The 15,955-nt window shown below is 60.2% G+C and carries 12 protein-coding genes; 5 read left to right on the plus strand and 7 right to left on the minus strand.

Annotation, left to right across the window (positions count from 1 at the left end):
- Positions 1-214: 214 nt before the first annotated feature.
- Together AAIH70_RS28140 and AAIH70_RS28145 are read left to right on the plus strand one after the other, a co-directional pair.
- Positions 215-2,545 (plus strand): NADP-dependent malic enzyme, encoded by a 2,331-nt coding sequence (locus AAIH70_RS28140; protein WP_132273574.1) that lies wholly within the window; start codon positions 215-217, stop codon positions 2,543-2,545.
- 159 nt (positions 2,546-2,704) lie between these two features.
- Complete coding sequence (locus tag AAIH70_RS28145) at positions 2,705-3,370, plus strand: hypothetical protein (protein ID WP_132273573.1); 666 nt, start codon at positions 2,705-2,707, stop codon at positions 3,368-3,370.
- A gap of 6 nt (positions 3,371-3,376) precedes the next feature.
- On the opposite strand, the gene bluB is transcribed toward AAIH70_RS28145, so the two are convergent.
- From bluB to rpiA, 6 genes are all read right to left on the minus strand, one after another.
- Entirely contained in the window at positions 3,377-4,072 is a 696-nt protein-coding gene (gene bluB, locus AAIH70_RS28150) for a 5,6-dimethylbenzimidazole synthase (protein WP_132273572.1), read from the minus strand.
- A gap of 13 nt (positions 4,073-4,085) precedes the next feature.
- The gene (locus AAIH70_RS28155; protein ID WP_132273814.1) at positions 4,086-4,916 is read right to left on the minus strand and encodes a TolB family protein; all 831 of its coding nucleotides are present in this window, start codon (positions 4,914-4,916) and stop codon (positions 4,086-4,088) included.
- Between the two features lie 362 nt (positions 4,917-5,278).
- On the minus strand, positions 5,279-6,655 hold the full coding sequence (locus tag AAIH70_RS28160; RefSeq protein ID WP_132273571.1) for a class II 3-deoxy-7-phosphoheptulonate synthase: 1,377 nt from the start codon (positions 6,653-6,655) through the stop codon (positions 5,279-5,281).
- A 169-nt stretch (positions 6,656-6,824) separates the two neighbouring features.
- Positions 6,825-8,231, minus strand: coding sequence for a glutathione-disulfide reductase (gene gor, locus AAIH70_RS28165; RefSeq protein WP_132273570.1), 1,407 nt, complete (start codon positions 8,229-8,231; stop codon positions 6,825-6,827).
- 127 nt (positions 8,232-8,358) lie between these two features.
- A complete protein-coding gene (locus tag AAIH70_RS28170) occupies positions 8,359-8,919 on the minus strand; it encodes a DUF2059 domain-containing protein (RefSeq protein ID WP_132273569.1) in 561 nt (186 codons plus the stop codon).
- The gene (gene rpiA, locus AAIH70_RS28175) at positions 8,916-9,632 is read right to left on the minus strand and encodes a ribose-5-phosphate isomerase RpiA (RefSeq protein ID WP_132273568.1); all 717 of its coding nucleotides are present in this window, start codon (positions 9,630-9,632) and stop codon (positions 8,916-8,918) included. The genes AAIH70_RS28170 and rpiA overlap by 4 nt, the downstream gene beginning before the upstream one ends.
- A 284-nt stretch (positions 9,633-9,916) precedes the next feature.
- Between rpiA and AAIH70_RS28180 the strand changes: the two genes are divergently transcribed.
- Positions 9,917-10,555, plus strand: a complete 639-nt coding sequence (locus AAIH70_RS28180) for an HAD family hydrolase (protein ID WP_245519154.1) — start codon at positions 9,917-9,919, stop codon at positions 10,553-10,555.
- A gap of 57 nt (positions 10,556-10,612) precedes the next feature.
- On the opposite strand, the gene AAIH70_RS28185 is transcribed toward AAIH70_RS28180, so the two are convergent.
- A complete protein-coding gene (locus AAIH70_RS28185; protein ID WP_430037214.1) occupies positions 10,613-12,772 on the minus strand; it encodes a L,D-transpeptidase family protein in 2,160 nt (719 codons plus the stop codon).
- 446 nt (positions 12,773-13,218) lie between these two features.
- Here AAIH70_RS28185 and fumC point away from each other — a divergent pair, with 446 nt between their 5' ends.
- Entirely contained in the window at positions 13,219-14,610 is a 1,392-nt protein-coding gene (gene fumC, locus AAIH70_RS28190) for a class II fumarate hydratase (RefSeq protein ID WP_132273566.1), read from the plus strand.
- A gap of 271 nt (positions 14,611-14,881) precedes the next feature.
- On the plus strand, positions 14,882-15,952 hold the full coding sequence (locus AAIH70_RS28195) for a GGDEF domain-containing protein (RefSeq protein ID WP_132273565.1): 1,071 nt from the start codon (positions 14,882-14,884) through the stop codon (positions 15,950-15,952).
- Positions 15,953-15,955 lie beyond the last annotated feature (3 nt).

Consider the following 15,955-nt stretch of genomic DNA (forward strand, 5'->3'; position numbering starts at 1 on the left):
AACCGCCCTTTCGTCGCGTCGTCCTGGCTCCTGAAAAACAGAGTCTTGTTTCACTAGCATGACAGAATGCCGCTTTTGCCCCGGTTCCCACCCTGAGTAACCTCAGCGCAACACGCCCGATCCCGAAATATCGTTATTGATCAATATGCGGCTGGACCCTCGGAACATTTGTTGTATTGAGGGACCTTCCAGAAGAAAATTGACCGAGGTCGCAATGACATCGAACATGTCCGATACGCCTGCCAACCCCGCCAGCAATGGCGAACTCGAAGAGCAGGCGCTGCATTTCCATAAATTTCCCCGTCCCGGCAAGCTGGAGGTCACCGCGACCAAGCCGCTCGGCAACCAGCGCGACCTCGCGCTCGCCTATTCGCCGGGTGTTGCCGCTCCCTGCCTTGCTATCCGCGACAATCCGGAAACCGCTGCCGATTACACGGCGCGCGCCAACCTTGTCGCCGTGATTTCCAACGGCACCGCTGTTCTGGGCCTTGGCAATATCGGCCCGCTGGCCTCCAAGCCGGTGATGGAAGGCAAGGCCGTCCTGTTCAAGAAGTTTGCCGGTATCGACGTTTTCGATATCGAAATCGATGCGCCGAAAGTCGAGGAAATGGTCTCGACCATCGCGGCGCTCGAGCCGACCTTCGGCGGCATCAACCTTGAAGACATCAAGGCACCGGAATGTTTCGAAGTCGAGCGCCAGCTGCGCGCGAAGATGAACATCCCGGTTTTCCACGACGACCAGCATGGCACCGCCATCATCGTGGCCGCTGGCATCCTCAACGGCCTGGAACTGGCCGGCAAGACCATTTCCGACGTCAAGATCGTCGCGTCCGGCGCCGGTGCGGCAGCGCTTGCCTGCCTCAACCTTCTGGTTTCGCTTGGTGCCAAGAAGGAAAACATCTGGGTCCACGATATCGAAGGTCTGGTCTATGAAGGCCGCACCGAGCTGATGGACGAGTGGAAAGCCGTCTACGCCCAGAAGAGCGACAACCGCGTTCTGGCCGACAGCATCGGCGGCGCCGACGTATTCCTCGGCCTTTCGGCTGCCGGCGTGCTGAAGCCGGAACTGCTGGCGCAGATGGCGGAAAAGCCGCTGATCATGGCGCTCGCCAACCCGAACCCGGAAATCATGCCGGAACTGGCGCGTGCCGCCCGTCCCGACGCGATGATCTGCACCGGCCGTTCGGATTTCCCCAATCAGGTCAACAACGTCCTCTGCTTCCCCTACATCTTCCGCGGTGCGCTCGATTGCGGCGCCACCACGATCAACGAAGAGATGAAGATGGCAGCGGTGCAGGCGATCGCAGCGCTGGCCCGTGAGGAAGTCTCGGACGTCGTCGCCCGCGCCTATTCTGGCGAGACGCCGATCTTCGGCCCGAACTACCTGATCCCCTCGCCTTTCGATCCGCGCCTCATCCTGCGCATTGCGCCGGCCGTCGCCAAGGTCGCCGAGGAGACCGGTGTCGCCACCCGTCCGATCCAGGATTACGACGCCTATCTCGATCAGCTGAACCGTTTTGTCTGGCGTTCTGGCTTTGTCATGAAGCCGATCTTTGCGACCGCCAAGGCCGCCGAAAAGAAGCGCGTCATCTTCGCCGAAGGTGAAAACGAACGCGTCCTGCGCGCCGTTCAGGTCCTGCTCGACGAACAGATCGCCATACCGACCCTGATCGGCCGTCCTTCGGTCATCGAGGCGCGGCTGAAGCGTTTTGGCATCCGTCTGCGCCCCAACGAGGATTTTTCCGTCGTCAATCCGGAAGACGATCCGCGTTACCGCGAATATGTCGACGACTATTTTGCGCTGGTCGGCCGCGCCGGCATCAACCCGGATGCCGCCCGCACGCTGGTGCGTACCAACAACACCATCATCGGTGCCTTGTCGGTCAAGCGCGGTGAAGCCGATGCGCTGATCTGCGGCCTCGAAGGCCGCTATGACAGCCACCTGCGCCACATCCGTCAGATCATCGGCATGCGCCCCGGCGCCTGCTCGCTGTCCGGCCTCAGCCTGTTGATCTCGCAGCGCGGCGCGATGTTCTTCACGGATACATTCGTGAACTACAGCCCGTCGGCTGCCGAGATCGCCGAGATCACCATTCTGGCGGCGCAGGAAGTGCAGCGTTTCGGCATCAAGCCGAAAGCAGCACTCATCTGCCACTCGAATTTCGGCTCGCGCGATTCGGACAGTTCCCGCAAGATGCGCGAAGCTCTGGCAATGGTGCGCGAACAGGCACCGCATCTGGAAATCGACGGCGAAATGCAGGGTGGCGCTGCTCTTTCGGAAGTGGTGCGCAAGCGCGCCATGCCGGACAGCACGCTGACCGGTGAAGCCAACCTGTTGATCTTCCCGAACCTCGATGCCGCCAGCATCTCGCTCGGCATCGTCCGCAACATGACCGATGCGCTGCATGTCGGCCCGATCCTCGTCGGGGCTGCCCTTCCGGCCCACATTCTCGGCCAGTCCGTCACCTCGCGTGGCGTCGTCAACATGACGGCGATCGCCGTTGCCGAAGCATCGCAGCCGACCCTGCCGGCCATCCTGGCGTAAGGCTGTTAGGACAATGTCAATCCGGAGGCGGCACCATCCGCCTCCGGACTTCGACAACCAGATGATGACGGCCCCTGCAATACGGGACCGAATGGAGGATGAAGGATGCGCCCTCACCGGCTGTTATCCCTGATCATGTGCTTAAGCCCGTTGCCCGCAATGGCTCAGGACAATGCCGCGCTTTGCGAAGACCTCTATCGCCGCCTTGCCAACGCACCTCACATCATCGGCAATACCAGCAATGTGCGTGAACATGCGCAGGCGCTGACCAAACAGAATATCGAGATCCGCAAACTGCGGTTGGACATGCGCCGCCATGAATGCGGCTCGATCAGCATCACGCCACTCGGCGGCCCCAATGATGCGGCCTGCCGCGTTCTGCGGCAGATGCTGAGCGGCATGGAGCAGAACCGTCAGGACATTTTATCGGCCCGCAATCAGGCCCGCAGCCTCGTTATCACCAATCACGAGACCAGGCTGATCCGCGCCGATATTCAGGCCAACAATTGCACACCGCCCGAATTTGACGCGACAACCGTCTCCGTCGACCCGCAGCAGGATTTGCCAGCGGCCGATACCGAAACCCCGGCCGACACATCGTCTTCCGTCGTCACGCTGACTGCGCCTAAAGAATCGTCGATCATCCAGTTCAACACACCGCCGCCTGTGGAAGAACAGGCCAAGGCGCCGGAACTGCCGCCTGTGCCGGAGCGCGACTATGATCCGTCGAAACCGGTGCGCATGGTCGGCCCGGTCTTTCTGCCGGATGCCTCCGATATCGATCTCGCCAACCCGGCCGACAGAAGCGCCCAGCAGCGCCAGTGAAGCCCGTCAGGCCTTGTCCTGCGGCCAGCGCCCCTCATGCACGAGGTCTGCCAACCGCAGACGCTCGCGCCAGCCTTTGAGCGCCAGTTCCGGCTCGCTGTAAAGCTGGTCGACATAACCGAGACAGAGCCAGGCGACGATCTCGACGCGTTCGGGAATACCGAGCAGCGCCTTGATGTCGGCATCGTGAAAGATGCTGACCCAGCCTACCCCGACGCCTTCGGCGCGGGCCGCGAGCCACAGGTTCTGCACGGCGCAGACGGTCGAATAAACGTCCATGCGTGGATTGTGGGTACGGCCCAGCACGACGGATCCCGCCCTGTCGGGATCGCAGGTGATGCAGATCGACAGAGGCGCCTTGCGGATGCCTTCGAGTTTCAGGCTGCGATAGATGTCGCCGCGTTCGCCGGAAAACAATCCGGCAGCCTCTTCGTTGGCGCGGGAAAACGCCTCGTGGGCTGCCTGACGCGTCGCCTCGTCGCGGATGAGGATAAAGCTCCACGGCTGCATGAAACCGACGGATGGTGCCGCATGCGCGGCTTCCAGCAACCGCTGCAGCAGATCATCCGGCAATGGCGTGGGCAGGAACTGGTCGCGCACGTCGCGGCGGGAATGAATGGCGCGGTAGACGGCCGCCAGTTCGTCGCGGGCAAACGGGCCAGCCTCGGCCAGCCCTTTTTCGGGGTTCGGTTTCGTCAGCATTCTTCAAAAATCTTCAGGTCAGCGGGAAATAACGGACATAGGCAAACTCGTCGCCACCGGGCGCCCAGTTGGGAGAGTTCATCGTTCCCTGCCCGCCAAAAAGATCGAACAGCGTCTCGACATTGCCGCCATCCATATCCATCAGACGCACCCGCACATCAAGATCACGCGGGTGGTCGAAAACGTCGCTGTCATAGGACACGAACACCACCTTGTCGCCCTTGGGCGACGGATGCGGGAACCAGTCGCCGTAATCGCTGTCGGTGATGCGCTCGGCAGCACCGCCTTCGGCCGGCAAACGCCAGATCTGCATGCGGCCCGTGCGGCTGGAATTGAAATAGATCCATTTGCCGTCGGCGGAAAAATCAGGCCCGTCATTGCGACCTTCGCCAAAGGTCAGCCTGCGTTCCTCGCCGCCATCGACCGGAATGGAATAGATATCGAAAACCTGATCGCGGATGCCGCAATAGGTGAAACGCGTCCCATCCGGCGACCAGCCATGCCAATAGGATGGCAGGTTCTTCGTCACCAGTTTCGGCTCGCCACCGACGGCGGGCAGAACATAGATCGCCGATTTATCGAATTCGCATTTGTCGGAAATGGCGATCAGCGTGCCGTCTGGCGAAATACCATGATCATTGTTGCATCGGATGGCGAAACCGGTATCGACCGGCTGCGGCACGCTCGAATCTTCCAATGCCAGCCGATACATGCGGCCATCGCAGTTGAGCATCAGATAACGCCCGTCCGGCGACCAGTTCGGCGCCTCGAAAAGCTGCTCCGTCTGCCACAGAACACGGCTTTCACGGGTACGGATGTTGAAGATCTCGATCGAGCTGCGCAGCAAATCCGGCACTCCTGTTCATCGTACCGGCACGCGTAACACACAAATCCGGCAAGGTCTCGACAGGCAGCGCCCAACTTTTCCCACGAATGCCGTGAGACGCGAAATGACAGATGCAAATTAGTTATCGCTAAAGAAAGGATTTGTTAATGGCTGCTTGGCATTATATTATCATCTTCGAATATAAAGCCAGTGCCGGACCCCACCCCCCAATCTAGCGGGCCGAGTATTCGAAGACTGTAATCGCGGGTTCCCCATCCACCCCGCGCCCGTCCTGTTCAGCGTTTCGCGTACGGGCAAACTGAAAAGGCCGGCGTCCACCCCCGACGCCGGCCTCTTTTTTGTTTCAAGCCAATACGAAATCAGACCGCAGCAGCAACCATGCGCTTTTCATCGCGGCCGGTCTTCATGCGCTCGGCCAGCAGGAAGGCCAGTTCGAGCGCCTGATCGGCGTTGAGGCGCGGGTCGCAATGGGTGTGGTAACGATCCTGTAGATCGGCGCCGGTCACCGCGCGTGCGCCACCGGTGCATTCGGTCACGTCCTTGCCGGTCATCTCGACATGGATGCCGCCCGGATGCGTGCCTTCGGCACGGTGGATCTGGAAGAAGCTCTCGACTTCCGACAGGACACGCTCGAACGGGCGGGTCTTGTAGTTGTTGAGCGTGATCGTGTTGCCATGCATCGGATCGCAGGACCAAACGACCTTGCGGCCTTCCTTTTCCACGGCGCGGATAAGTTTTGGCAGATGGTCGGCAACCTTGTCGTGACCGAAACGGCAGATCAGCGTCAGACGGCCGGCTTCGTTGGCCGGATTGAGGATATCGATCAGCTTGATCAGGTCGTCCGGCTGCAGCGAAGGACCGCACTTGAGGCCAAGCGGGTTCTTGATGCCACGGCAGAATTCCATATGCGCGTGGTCGGCCTGGCGTGTGCGGTCGCCGATCCAGATCATGTGGCCGGACGTAGCGTACCAGTCACCCGAAGTGGAATCGACGCGGGTCAGCGCTTCTTCGTAACCCAGAAGCAGCGCTTCGTGGCTGGTGAAGAAATCGGTTTCGCGCAGGCTCGGATTGTTTTCCGAGGTGATGCCGATCGCCCGCATGAATTCCATGGTTTCGGAAATGCGGTCGGCCAGCTTGCGGTAACGATCCGCCTGCGGTGAATCCTTGATGAAGCCGAGCATCCACTGCTGCACGTTTTCGAGGTTGGCATAACCACCCATCGCGAAGGCGCGCAGAAGGTTCAGCGTCGCAGCAGACTGGCGGTAAGCCATGATCTGGCGTTCCGGGTCTGGAATACGGGCAGCTTCGTTGAACTCGATGCCGTTGACGATATCGCCACGGTAGCTCGGCAGGCTGATGTCGCCCTGGGTTTCGATGCCAGAGGAGCGCGGCTTGGCGAACTGGCCGGCGATACGGCCGACCTTCACCACCGGCAGCTGGGCGCCATAGGTCAGGACCACGGCCATCTGCAGGAAGGCGCGGAAGAAATCGCGGATGGTATCGGCGCCGTGCTCGGCAAAGCTTTCGGCACAGTCGCCGCCCTGCAGAAGGAAGCCATTGCCTTCCGCCACGTTTGCAAGCGACTTCTTGAGCCGGCGCGCTTCGCCTGCGAAGACGAGCGGCGGCCACGTTGCCAGCTGCTGCTCGGTCTCGCGCAGCTTATCGGCATCCGGATAGTCCGGAACCTGCTGAATAGGCTTCTGCCTCCAGGTGCTCGGTGTCCAGTTCTGTGCCATGATACTCACCCAATCTGCACGTTATGGCCGTCCCGGCCATGGTGCCTTTCGAAATTTGAGGCGGCTTATAACCCTTCGCCTCCTCCTTGCATAGACCGGCGGTGCCGCCGATCGGTACGATCCGCCACCTGTGTGGCGGATCGGATAGTTTCGCGCCTTGCCGGCCTGATCAGCCCTCGACGCGTTCGCCGTTCTTGAGCAGGTAGCTCGGCTTGTACATCGTCACCAGTTCTTCCGAAGCGGTCGGATGTACGGCCATGGTGCGGTCGAAATCATCCTTGGTGCAGCCGGCCTTCAGCGTGATGCCGAGAAGCTGCGCCATCTCGCCGGCTTCGTGGCCGAGAATATGCGCGCCCACCACCTTGCGATCTTCGGCATTGACGATCAGCTTCATGATGGTGCGCTCGGTGCGGCCCGAAAGCGTCGCCTTCATCGGCCGGAATTCGGCGCGGTAGACTTCGACATTTTCGAACTTCTTGCCGGCTTCTTCTTCCGAAAGACCGACCGTGCCAATTTCCGGCTGCGAAAACACCGCCGTCGCGATCAGGTCATGATCCGGCGAGGTCGGGTTGCCGCGGTACTCGGTCTCGATGAAGCACATCGCCTCATGGATCGCCACAGGCGTCAGCTGCACGCGGTCGGTCACATCGCCCAGCGCATAGATATTTTCGACATTGGTGCGCGAATATTCGTTGACGATGATGGCGCCACGCTCGTCTGTCTTCACACCGGCAGCTTCCAGACCAAGACCCTTGGTATGCGGGTCACGACCAAGCGCCAGCATGACGGTTTCCACCTGCAGCGTTTCGCCGGCCTTGGTGCGTGCCGTCAGGCCGCCCGCCGGGTTCTTCGCCACATCCTCGATCACGTCGGTCAGCAGGATTCGGATGCCCTTGGCTTCCATCGCCGCATGCAGGCCGCGACGCATGTCGATATCGAAGCGCGAAAGAATTTCCTTGCCGCGATAGATCAGCGTCGTCTCGACACCGAGGCCATGGAAGATATTGGCGAATTCCACGGCGATGTAACCGCCACCGGCGATCAGGATCGACTTCGGCAGGGTTTCGAGGTGGAAAGCCTCATTGGAGGTGATGCACAATTCATGGCCTGGCAGCGAGGTATGCGGGTTCGCCGTGCCGCCGGTGGCGATGACGATACGATCGGCCGTCACCGTCTTGCCGGTGGCGGTGAGACGCACGGTATGCGCATCCACCAGCTCGGCGCGTGTTGCCAGAATTTCGGCACCGGCATTTTCCAGGCCGCGACGATAGAGACCTTCCAGACGGTCGATTTCCTTGTCCTTGGCGGCAATCAGCTTGCCCCAGTCAAAGGTGCTTTCACCAACGCTCCAGCCGTAACCGGCCGCATCCTCGAAATGCTCGGGGAACTGCGAGGCATAAACGAACAGCTTTTTCGGCACGCAGCCGCGGATGACGCAGGTACCGCCGAAACGATATTCCTCGGCAATCGCCACCTTCTTGCCGAGCGAGGCGGCAACACGCCCTGCCCGCACGCCGCCAGAACCGCCGCCGATGACAAAAAGATCGTAGTCGTAAGTGGTCGCAGCGGTGGTCATGAAAGGCTCCAGTCAGGAATTCGGGAGGGAGGAATCGAAGAGAACGGCATGGATATAATGTGCGATTTCGCAAATGCAAAAGCCCGGCCGAAGCCGGGCTTTCGATGAACTCGAATTTCGCAACCGCTTACGGCTGAGTCGGTGCCGGGTTGACGGCTTCGGCGCCCGAAGGCTGGCTCGGAGCAACCGCAACCACGTCGCGCAGCTTGGCTGTGCTCTGGTTGGTCAGATCACGCGAAATGCCATTTGCCCAGATCTCGGCGGCACGGCCCAGTTCGCGCTGAACCAGCGGCAGCGTGCTGAGGAATTTCTTGCCGGCAGGCGAGCTGTGGAAAGCAGCGATCGCCTTCAGCTCATCTTCGGTGAAAGCCTTGGCGTAAGCCGTTGCGGCTTCCTTTTCGAGATCGGAGCGACGCGCAGCCAGAGCGATGGCCTCGTTATCGACGGTCTCGGAAATCTTGTCCTGGAAATTCGGCGAGGACAGGATGAACTCGGCCTTCAGACGCTCGGCAAGGTTCGGCAGGATGTTGTCGAACTGACGGGTTGCCTCGATCGCATTGATCGTGTCACGCGCTGCCTGCAGATGCGAGGCGGAAATTTCCTGTGCCTGCGCACCGGCGCTGAGAGCGAGGCCGGAAACGAGCGTTGCCACTGCGGCAGCACGGCCAAAAACCGCTAGTCTGATCATGAAAGGTTAGCTCCTGTGTTGTTCGCTTTCAGCGTCCGCGCCCCTGCCGGTCCGGCAATGATCGCAAGCGACGCCATGTGAATGAAAAGCCCGTGCTCCACGACTCCAGGAATGGAGTTGAGGGCGCCTGCAAGCGCCTCTGCATCAGGAATACGGCCAAAAGATGCGTCAAAAATATGATGTCCACCGTCCGTGGTGAAAATGTCCTCACCACTGCGGCGCAGCTTCAGTTCACCGGAAAGTCCCAGCTTCGAAGCCAGTTTCTCGATGGCGATGCGTGTCGCCACGGAACCGAAGGGATTGATCTCGATCGGCAGCGGAAACGCGCCGAGTGTATCCACGACCTTGCTTTCATCGGCGATCACGATCATCCGCGCGGATGCGCCGGCCACGATCTTTTCGCGCAGAAGCGCGCCGCCGCCACCCTTGACGAGGCTCAGATTGGCATCCAGCTCGTCGGCACCGTCGATGGTCAGATCGAGTTCCGGCAGTTCATCAAGGGATTTCAGCGGAACACCGAGTTCGACGCACAGTCGCGCCGTGCGCTCGGATGTCGGCACGCCTTCGACCTTGAGGCCGCCTGCGACCTTTTCGGCGAGCAGGCGCACGAATTCTTCCGCCGTGGATCCGGTGCCAATGCCGAGCCGCATACCGTCTTCGACATGTTCAAGCGCGGCGGCAGCCGCCTTGATCTTCATTTCCCGGGCGTCCATGCGCGAGAAGCTCCCCTGTTCATCGTCCAGTCGTTTGGTCCGCTGCTGTTTACACGGCTCGTGCCATAAACAAAAGGCCCCGGATGTTACGTTTTCGACAGGCTTTTCATTTGATTGACGGCTTATGGTTACTTGGCCGCCATTTGCATTCGCTCACCGCTTTGCCTAAACCGGAAGCGCTGAACCACTTCATTCCCCTCCCCGCCAAACCTTCCCATGGCGTCAGAAATCCGAGGTATCCCGACGTGAAAGCTCCCCTGGTCGTCTTCGATCTCGACGGCACGATGATCGACACCCATGCCGATCTCATCGAAAGCCTCAACCACACGATCACCTCTGCTGGCCTTGAACCGGTGACCTATGACGACCTCACGCATCTGGTCGGCCAGGGTGCCCGCGTGATGATCCGCCGCGCCTTCGACCTGAAGAACACACCGCTTTCCGAAGATGATCTTGAGCCGCTGTTCGATCGCTTTATCGCCCATTACAAGGCCGGCATGCCGGGCAAGAGCCACGCTTATCCCGGCCTTACCGAATGTTTCGATCGCCTGCAGGCGGCCGGCATGACGATTGCCGTGTGCACAAACAAGCAGGAAACGCTGGCCCTGCCATTGCTCGAAGGACTTGGCCTCACGCGCTATTTCGTGGCTATCACCGGCGGCGATACGTTTGAGTTCCGCAAGCCGGATGCCCGCCACATTTTTGGAACGATCGAAAAGGCCGGCGGCGACCCGGCCCGCAGCGTGATGATTGGCGACAGCGTCAACGACATCCTCGCCGCCCACAACGCCAATGTCCCGTCCGTCGGCGTCAGCTTCGGGTATTCGGACGTGCCGGTGGCCGAACTCAATCCGACGGCGATCATCGACGGTTTCGATGAACTGACGCCGGAAATGGTTCTGCAGCTGATCGAGAAAAAATAGCGATTACGAAAAAGGGCGCCGAGGGCGCCCTTTCTGCATTCTATCGTTTCGCAGGCATCACGCCTGCGGATTGCGTGCCTTGGATGTCGCTGCCAGCGCCTTCATGGTCGCCACATCGCGGTCATATACGTCGCCAAAGTATTCGACCTTGCCGTCCTTGTTCGGCCATGCCGTGAAATAGGCAACATAGACCGGGATGTCGGCGGTCACCGGAGTCGGCGCATTGCGACCATTGGCGATGCGGGCATCGACTTCCTTCTCGCTGATGCCGAGCAGTGCTGCAGCCATCTTGCGCGGTTCGGCCAGACGTACACAACCGTGGCTCAGCGCACGCATGTCGCGCTTGAAGAAGCTCTTGGCCGGGGTGTCGTGCATGTAGATGGCATGCGCGTTCGGGAAGAGGATCTTCAGATCACCCAGCGCATTGTCGCTCGACGGCGGCTGGCGAACGGAGATGTTGTTGGTCGAGCTGTACCAGTCGACGCTGGTCGACGATACGGCACGGCCGTTGACGGCGACTTCATAACCCTGGCGATCGAGATAGCTGGGGTCCTTGCGCAGCTTCGGCACCATCTCGTTGACGATGATCGACTGCGGCACGCCCCAGGACGGGTTGAACTCGACGGTCTTGATCTTGTCCTGGAAGAAGAAGGTCTGGTGCGCCTTGGAGCCGATCACCGAGCGCATGGAGAACTGTTCCGTGCCGTGTTCGTAATAGGCGACGCGGAACGATGGCTGGTTGATCATGACGTGGCGATCGCCCAGATCAACCGGCAGCCAGCGCAGCTGCTCCATGGCAACGATCAGCTTGCCGACCTTGTCCTCGTTGCTGTCGCCGATCAGCGCACGCACGGTGCCGCGACCGATGACGCCATCGGCGCTCAGACCGGCTTCCTTCTGAAAGTCCTTCACGAAGGCAACCAGTTCCGGTGTGTATTCCGGCGTCTGCTGGTAGGTGGCGATCACCTCCGCCTGACGTGTCTTGAAGTCTTCCGATGCCTTTTTCTGGATCGCAGCGACAACGTTGGACAAGTCCGGGCTGCTCATGCCGGGCTTCAACAGCAGGTCGTCCGGCAGCTTGATGGCGTCGTCCTGCTCGGAAGCGACGCGCAGCTGCGCCAGCTCGTTCCTCAGTGCCTTGAACTCGGCATTATTGGGCGCCAGACCGTCGAGATAGGCAGCAACGTCAGGTGCCGTCTTCGCGCCATCGATGATGGCGGCAAGCTGCACCGGCTTGCGCTTGAAATCGTGGAACTCGGAAATGCGGTTCGGGTCGAGACGGCCACGCACCATGTCCTGCGCAAACAGCATGACCTTGGCGGACAGCGCCACGTCGAACTGCATCAGCTCTTTCGCATGGCTGTCGTCGAGGACTACCTGCGGTGCTGCCGGCTCGGTCACGGCCGGCTGGGTGGCCGGTGCGTTTTCCACAGCAACCGGCGGAACGGTTGCGGCAGGTGCCTGCGCCGCGGCCGGAGCAGTGGCTTCAGCGGCAGGCGCTGCTTCGGTCGTGGTAACCGGCGCCGGTTCGGTGGTCACAGCAGGTGCCGTTTCCGTCGTTGCAGCCGTTGCTGCCTCGGCAGTGCCGGCCGGCGGTGCGGTCTGCGCAGACGTTGCCGGTGCGGCCTCGGCCGTGTTCGTTGTCGAATAGGTTTTTACGGCGTCGGGAGCATGAGCACCCGAAGCGTCAGGCGAAACGCTTGCGGTCGTCAGCTGCGGCTCGTCGACAGCGTAGTCGGCCGGATCGAGACCGTAATCGGCAGCCTTCTTCAGCGTTGCCAGAACGGCGCGTGCCCGTTCCGTCAGCTCACCATTTTCCACCCACAGCGGGGCACCGTTGCGCGCATAATAGGCTTCGACGGCCGTTGCGACCTCGGCCGGCGCGGAAACGCGGGCCTCAGCCAGGAAACGGGTCTGGTCGGCTGCAGACGCAGCGGCAAAACCGGTGGTCTTCACGGCGCGCAGAGCATCGGCGCGGTAAGTGAAGTATTTTGGCGGGGCGACCTTCGGCAGCGGCTCCGGATCACGAATGGCGCGCTCGGACGGAATTTCGGTGACCACGCCCGGCAAATTCCTGGCGCTCTGTTCACGCGAGCGGACCTTCAGCATGTCCATCAGCGTGTAGGCCTGAGCATCGACCGGCAACATGGCGCCGCCCAGCATCGAAATCCCCGAAAGCAGCGCGAGCGTGGTGGTGGTCTTCCGCAATTTCAGCAAGGTATTCCCCGTTCTAGCTCTACGATCATCGCGATTCGCTTGATGATCGTCCTCGAATAAATGCGGACACGTCTGTAGCCGAACATGCGCGCCATGAAAAGAAAACGAAAACGTGACAACAGCCACTCGCTCGACGGACCGTACGTCAAATCGTTTCCAGAACCTTAAGAAAACATTCGTTAAATTTTTACTGACATCCGCAATTCTTTCCAGTTCCGAGATTTTCTCGCAAAACCTCTATTCACCGCATCGTGGCAATAATGGCACGAACACCACCGCAAACAGGGTAAAACCCCGATTTCTCGCAGTCTTCAACAGCCCTCTTCCGCTTGCAGTCATTTGACAATGGTATAGAAATGCGCCGCCGGCTCAGGCTCATTTTCACCTTCATTTATTCAGGCCGGCAAGTTCAACCCGCGACGGCGGGCGATGGGAGACAGAGGCATATGACGACGAACCGCACCGAAACCGATACGTTTGGCCCGATCGAAGTTCAGAACGACCGCTATTGGGGCGCACAGGCCCAGCGCTCGCTCGGCAATTTCAAGATCGGCTGGGAAAAACAGCCGCTGGCCGTCGTTCGTGCGCTCGGCATCGTCAAGCAGGCAGCAGCCCGCGCCAACATGGAGCTTTCCGGTCTCGACGCCACCGTCGGCAAGGCCATCGTCGATGCGGCGCAGGAAGTGATCGACGGCAAGCTCGACGACCACTTTCCGCTCGTCGTCTGGCAGACCGGTTCCGGCACGCAGTCGAACATGAATGCCAATGAAGTGATCTCCAACCGCGCCATCGAAGTGCTCGGCGGCGTGATGGGTTCGAAGAAGCCGGTACACCCGAACGATCACGTCAACATGAGCCAGTCGTCGAACGACACCTATCCGACGGCCATGCACATCGCCTGCGTCGAGACGATCCACCATCACCTCCTGCCGGCGCTGAAACACCTGCATCAGGCACTCGAGGCCAAGGTCAAGGCATTCGCGCATATCATCAAGATCGGCCGCACCCACACGCAGGATGCAACGCCGCTGACGCTCGGTCAGGAATTCTCCGGTTATGCCGCGCAGGTGGCGTCCGCCATCGCCAATATCGAACTGACCATCCCGGCCCTGTCCAAGCTCGCCCAGGGCGGCACCGCCGTCGGCACCGGCCTCAACGCACCGATCGGTTTTGCCGAGAAGGTTGCTGACGAGATCTCCAAGATCACCGGCCTGCCCTTCGTCACCGCCCCGAACAAGTTCGAGGCGCTCGCCTCGCATGACTCGATGGTGTTTTCGCACGGCGCCATCAATGCTGCTGCCGCTGCCCTCTTCAAGATCGCCAACGACATCCGTTTCCTCGGCTCCGGCCCGCGCGCCGGCCTTGGCGAACTGTCGCTGCCGGAAAACGAGCCGGGCTCGTCGATCATGCCGGGCAAGGTCAACCCGACCCAGTCGGAAGCCCTCACCCAGGTCTGCGCCCACATTTTTGGCAACCACGCGGCACTCACCTTCGCCGGCAGCCAGGGGCATTTCGAGCTCAACGTCTACAATCCGATGATGGCCTATAACTTCCTGCAGTCGGTGCAGCTGCTCGGCGACGCCGCCGTGTCCTTCACCGACAATTGCGTGGTCGGCATCGAAGCCCGCGAAGACAACATCCGCAAGGGTGTCGAAAACTCGCTGATGCTGGTGACGGCGCTCAACTCCAAGCTCGGCTACGACGCCTGCGCCAAGATCGCCAAGACTGCCCACAAGAACGGCACGACGCTGCGCGAAGAAGCAGTCGGCGGCGGTTACCTGACGAACGAAGAGTTCGACCAGTATGTCCGCCCGGAGAACATGATCGGCCCGAAGTAACGTTCGCCGTTACACCTGATCACACCATAGACGTGAAAATCAGCACCGACTCATGGACAGCCATGAGCCGGTGCAACTCTTTCGGGAAATACCTTTTCTGGTCCTATTTAGAAATAGACTAAAGAAAAAACACCGCACGCCTTGCAATTCAAGGCTTGTCGCGATTATCAGAATCTAAGTATTACGTCGTGGAAACCATATTTTTAATCTTTTCCCAAGACTTTGACCCTAATCATAGGTTTAAATTTGGGTGGGACCACGGGAGTAGCCGATGAACACGGCGACAGCGCAAAAGGCGCATGCTTCTGATTTAGCTGGGCAGATCGTTTATGCATTGAGGTCGATGGGCGTTGCTCCTATTCCTCGCAATTACCAGCTTTTCTATGAAGCTTATATCGGCAGCAATGCACAGCTGTCGCGAGAGCTTGTTGCGCTCGGCACACGGGCAACGCAGGAAGAACTTGATCATCTGGCCGACGAGTATCTCGGCCGTCCGCAGGCGGTGGTCATCGAGCGCGCCCATACGCGGCTCGCGATTGAACTTGAAGGTGTTTTGCGGGTGATCCGGCAGGAACAGACTTCGCTGGAAAGCTACAATCGCCTGCTCGAGGAAACCGCCTCACGCATCAACACCAAATCCCATTTCTCCGCAGACCTCCTTGCGAGCGCCATTGACCTGCTGACCTCAGCGACCGGCGACACCATGGCACATGGCGAAAAGACGGTCGAAAATGTCGCGCAGCGCTCGCAGGAAATGGACGATGTCCGCAAGGAACTCGACGAATACAAGCGCATAGCCAACACGGACTCGCTGACGCGGCTCGCCAATCGCCGCGCCTTCGACGAAAAACTGGCATCGCTTTACGACGATCAGATGAGCCTTGCGGTGACCGCGCTGATTTTGGTCGACATCGACCATTTCAAGCGCATCAACGACACTTACGGCCATCCGGTCGGCGACAAGATACTCGCCACGGTCGCCTCTGTCATCCGCAGCAATGTCCGCAAGGATGTCTTTGTCGCCCGCACGGGCGGCGAGGAATTCGCAATGATCATTCAGGGCAATACGCCCGAGGAGGTCCTTGCCAACTGCGAACGCGTGCGCCACGCGCTCGAAAGCCGCCCCTTCCGCAACTCGCGCACCGGCGTCGATTACGGTCCGGTGACCATTTCGCTTGGCTTTTCCATGGCCGTCCAGGCCGAGGATCCGGGCCAACTCTACGAGCAGGCCGACGTCGCGCTTTATTGCGCTAAGGGCAATGGCCGCAACCGCACCCAGATCTTCGAAGAGGGCATGCGCAAGGATTATCTCGGCAAAGGCTGGCTGATCTACAAGAAGTGATCG

Source organism: Neorhizobium sp. BT27B, assembly GCF_050455485.1.
In the GTDB taxonomy this organism is placed as follows: Bacteria; Pseudomonadota; Alphaproteobacteria; order Rhizobiales; family Rhizobiaceae; genus Neorhizobium.